The sequence below is a fragment of the Ohtaekwangia sp. genome (assembly GCF_036786105.1).
Lineage (GTDB): Bacteria > Bacteroidota > Bacteroidia > Cytophagales > Cyclobacteriaceae > Ohtaekwangia.
Genome location: NZ_DAIQRQ010000119.1, coordinates 1 through 4,422, shown reverse-complemented (window position 1 = coordinate 4,422; position 4,422 = coordinate 1). Strand labels below are relative to the sequence as shown.

Genomic DNA, 4,422 nt, shown 5'->3' with positions numbered 1-4,422 from the left:
CTAAAAAAGGTGCCGATAATAAACGTATCTGCTTTCTGCACCCTAAATCTACACAGGGAGTTTTGGTCGAGTTGTGTGAAGAGATTCGTTCATAGTCTTACTTTTGCAGGATGAAGAAAGTATCGGCACTATCGATGTGCTTCTCTTCAAGGTAACGTATGAGCGAATCAAGATCAGAAATCAGTCAGTTAGGTGAGTTTGGACTCATCAACCGCATCAGTAAGAACTTCACATTACAAAATACTTCTTCGGTTAAGGGCATCGGCGATGATGCGGCTGTAATCGATGCAGGAAATGATTACCTGTTGCTTTCAACCGACATGCTGGTAGAAGGTATACATTTCGATCTCAGCTATATGCCTTTGCAACACCTCGGTTATAAAGCGGTAGCCGTAAATGTATCGGATATAGCAGCGATGAACGGGAAGGCTGAACAAATCACGGTAAGCATAGCGTTGACCAACCGTTTTTCAGTAGAAGCTGTGGATGCTCTGTACGAAGGTATAAAAGCAGCGTGCGCAAACTATAAAGTAGATCTTGTAGGTGGCGACACAACATCTTCTATGTCGGGGCTTGTAATTTCAATCAGCGTAACCGGGCGTGTGAAGAAAGACAAAGTTGCCTATCGCAGCGGAGCGCAGGTAAATGATATTATCTGTGTAACGGGCGACCTGGGTGCTGCTTTTATGGGACTGCAGGTACTGGTACGCGAGAAGGAAGTGTTCATGACAGACCCGAACATGCAACCTGACCTGGAAAAATTTGAGTACATTGTAAGCCGTCAGTTAAAACCGGAAGCGCGCACTGAAATTATTTTTGATCTGGAAGAAGCCGGAGTTAAACCAACTTCCATGATCGATGTATCTGACGGACTGGCATCGGAGCTATTCCATATAGGAAGCCAATCCGGTTTAGGTGTACGCATCTTCGAAGACAAAGTGCCGGTAGATCAACTCACCTTTCAAACGGCTGTCGATTTTAACCTTGATCCGATAACCTGCGCGCTGAATGGCGGTGAAGACTACGAATTACTTTTCACCATCGCGCAAAGCGATTATGAAAAAATCAAGAACCACCCGGATATTCACAGCATCGGGTATATGCATGACAAGAAAGATCAGAACCTCATGATCAGCAAACAAGGTACATTAGTGCCTTTACGTGCGCAGGGCTGGGATCATTTTGCGGGTTAATCTTCAGGGTATGGAATGAAGAGAAAATTCGTAAACTCTTTATCCACTACAAAGAGGCAACAAAATTCATCCGGATCTTTATAAGCGCTCTTGAAATCTTCGAGCTTATCTTTTTCTACGATGCCGCGTTGCAGAAATTCATCAAGGAAAGAAGCAAAGTAATTCCAGTCGGTACCGTTTTGTATCTGATCAAAAAGCAACTGGCCGATGGGCTGTGCCTCCTTGCATATCGGAAATATAGGATATTCAAAACCTGCCTTGCGTATCTGGTACGAAGCCTCTTTCAGCGCATCGGACACGCGTACAAAATCTTGCGAGATGGTGCCGAGATATTTACCACTTAATTCCGGATCGTTGTGCATACTGTATGTATCTGATGCGCAAAAATAGCGTGTTCACGTTACTCCGCATAGTTTCTCAAAAAGTCTTCCGCATGTTGCTTCAGTTGTGGAAAGAATAACTCGAACTCTGCTTTAAAGTCTGCATAGTATTTACGAAGATCGCCTGCAGCTTCATCCATGCGCGATTCATACGGCGTGCGTCTTGCCATACCAGTGAGCGCGCGCTGAATGCCTTCTACTTGCGCATAATGAACCAGCCAGTTGCCGCGAATCATATAGGGCAGCATCCGCTTGAGGTTATCGGGCAGTATAGGGTCATATCCTTCAATGGTGTTGTAGGCATACTCGGCAAAATCGGGCAACAACGCCGTATGATATTGATCCCAATATTTAGCGAGATAATGATCATAAAAAACATCAACAATCACGCCTGCATAATGCCGGTAGGTTGTACGAAGTCTGTCTTTACTTTGCTTTACAATAGGATGCTTATCGGTAAATTCATCGATGGTGCGATGCAGCTCAATTCCCTTTACCACCGTTGTGTTGAACTGCTGCAAGAGGTTTCTTCCTTTCACAAAATCTCCCATGAAATTCCCGACCATCACTTCGGGGTCATCGCCGGACAAATAAAGATGTGCGAGAAAATTCATTTACTGTAAAGGTATTGGTTATTTGTTATTAAGTTTAAGATGAATTACCAGAAGACACTTCTCAAGACTATAACCACGAACGTATACAATTCATTCATGGCCGTACTTAATCAAATGAAATTACTGATCAGCCTGGCACAGATCGATGGCAGAGTAGCCGAACGCGAACAATACTATATTGTTAACATCGGCCGTGCCAATGGCATTTATCCGGACGAAATACAACCGCTATTCGAAAGGCGACATGAACTTATCGTTCCGGAAGATCTTACTACAGACCAAAAATTTAACTACATCTTCAGCCTTGTGCAGCTTATGAAGATCGATGAGCGCATGTATAAAGAAGAGATTCTTTTCTGTTCGCAGATCGCTGTAAAGCTCGGCTATGATCAACAGGTTATGTTCGAACTGATGCTGCATGTAAAGGCATCCAACATGAGTGAATCGGAAATGACAGAACTAAAAAATATTACCGCTAAATATCTGAAGAAAAAAGAAGCCTGATTTTTGCCCAAACCTAAACTGAAACCTCATGAAGAAGATTTACCTGTTCCTGCTGGTATGCAGCATAGCACTGCATGTTCACGCGCAGCGTACTGTTATTCACTGTGGAAATCTCATTGATGGAAAGACCAGCGATGTGCAGCCTCAAATGACGTTGATCGTTGAAGGGAACAAGATCACACACATCGAAAAGGGATTTACCAAGCCCGGCAGCGCAGACAAGCTGGTAGACCTCAGCAAGAAAACGGTACTGCCCGGGTTGATCGATATGCACGTGCACCTCGAGAATGAAACCAACAAAGATCAGAACCTGCAACGCTTTACCTTGAATGATGCAGATATAGCCTTCCGCTCTACTGTATATGCGAAGAAAACGCTGATGGCGGGCTTTACTACCGTGCGCGACCTGGGGGGATCAGGAGTAAATATAGCCTTGCGCAATGCTATCAATCAGGGACTGGTGGAAGGGCCACGTATTTTCACAGCCGGTAAATCCATTGCTACTACGGGCGGGCATGCCGATCCAACCAATGGCTATCGTAAAGATTTGATGGGCGATCCGGGACCGAAAGAAGGCGTCATCAATTCACCGGAAGAAGCGCGACAGGCGGTGCGCCAGCGGTATAAAGATGGATCAGACATGATTAAGATCACGGCAACGGGTGGTGTACTCAGCATTGCCAAAGACGGAAGCAATCCTCAGTTTACCGATGAAGAGTTAAAAGCCATTATCGAAACGGCAAAAGATTATGGTATGCATACCGCAGCGCATGCGCATGGTGTAGAAGGAATGAAGCGAGCTGTGATGGCAGGCATCACCACCATTGAACACGGCACCAAAATGACAGAAGAAATTATGGACCTGATGATACAGAAAGGAACATACTTTGTGCCCACGATATCGGCCGGTAAATTTGTTGCCGAGCAGGCGAAGGTTCCGGGCTACTATCACCCGCTTGTAGTGCCCAAGGCATTGGAAATCGGGCCGATGATCCAGCAAACATTCAGCAAAGCTTATAAGCGTGGAGTAAAGATTGCCTTTGGAACCGATGCGGGTGTATATCCGCATGGCGACAATGGTAAAGAATTTACCTATATGATAGAAGCTGGTATGCCTGCCATGGAAGCTATAAAATCGGCTACGGTAGTCAGTGCCGGTATACTCGGTATGTCAGATAAGATCGGAACACTCGAGGTTGGTAAATTTGCCGATATCGTAGCAACCGATGAGAACCCGTTGAAAAATATCCGCACGATGGAAAAGGTAAGCTTCGTGATGAAAGACGGAGTGATCTATAAACAAATATAATCCTGGAGTATATCTTTTTAGGAAGATATTGTAGCAATACATTTCAGCTCTATCGCGATCGGTGTGGGTAACGCGGTTACCGCCACTGTGGTGCGGCAGGGTTGATGATCGCGATTTGGAAAATACGTTGCATATACTTTATTGAACACCGGAAAATCTTTTTTCATATTGGTAAGATATACCGTTACGTCTACCAGATTCTCCCAGCTTGATCCGGCAGCCTCTAATATGAAGCGAATATTTTCCAGCACAGCATGGCATTGCACTTCAATATCGTAGTCAAGTATATTTCCAGCGGCATCCAGCGTAACACCCGGTATATCTTTCGAGCCTCGTTTGCGCGGCCCCACTCCTGAAAGAAAAAGCAACTCGCCCACGCGCTTCGCATGCGGGTAAGCACCAACCGGTTCGGGAGCTTTATC

The 4,422-nt window shown here is 45.2% G+C and carries 6 protein-coding genes and 1 pseudogene; 4 read left to right on the top strand and 3 right to left on the bottom strand.

All coding sequences use genetic code 11. The annotated features are described in order from the left end of the window. Together V7Q33_RS23125 and thiL are read left to right on the top strand one after the other, a co-directional pair. A pseudogene (locus V7Q33_RS23125) lies at positions 1-95 on the top strand (methylmalonyl-CoA epimerase); the annotation flags it as partial. Positions 96-158: 63 nt separating this feature from the next. Beyond that, positions 159-1,193, top strand: a complete 1,035-nt coding sequence (thiL, locus tag V7Q33_RS23120; RefSeq protein ID WP_331977119.1) for a thiamine-phosphate kinase — start codon at positions 159-161, stop codon at positions 1,191-1,193. Here thiL and V7Q33_RS23115 read toward each other — a convergent pair. Then, complete coding sequence (locus V7Q33_RS23115) at positions 1,190-1,555, bottom strand: hypothetical protein (protein ID WP_333821463.1); 366 nt, start codon at positions 1,553-1,555, stop codon at positions 1,190-1,192. The two genes, thiL and V7Q33_RS23115, sit on opposite strands and share 4 nt — an antisense overlap. A gap of 38 nt (positions 1,556-1,593) precedes the next feature. Further along, entirely contained in the window at positions 1,594-2,187 is a 594-nt protein-coding gene (locus tag V7Q33_RS23110) for an acyl carrier protein phosphodiesterase (protein WP_331977123.1), read from the bottom strand. Positions 2,188-2,283: 96 nt separating this feature from the next. Here V7Q33_RS23110 and V7Q33_RS23105 point away from each other — a divergent pair, with 96 nt between their 5' ends. Both V7Q33_RS23105 and V7Q33_RS23100 read left to right on the top strand, forming a co-directional pair. Continuing rightward, positions 2,284-2,691, top strand: a complete 408-nt coding sequence (locus V7Q33_RS23105; protein WP_331977125.1) for a tellurite resistance TerB family protein — start codon at positions 2,284-2,286, stop codon at positions 2,689-2,691. 28 nt (positions 2,692-2,719) lie between these two features. Beyond that, a complete protein-coding gene (locus V7Q33_RS23100) occupies positions 2,720-4,000 on the top strand; it encodes a metal-dependent hydrolase family protein (RefSeq protein WP_331977127.1) in 1,281 nt (426 codons plus the stop codon). A gap of 17 nt (positions 4,001-4,017) precedes the next feature. Here the strand turns inward: V7Q33_RS23100 and V7Q33_RS23095 are convergent. Further along, the coding region (locus V7Q33_RS23095; protein WP_333821462.1) for a RidA family protein at positions 4,018-4,422 on the bottom strand (405 nt) is incomplete at its 5' end.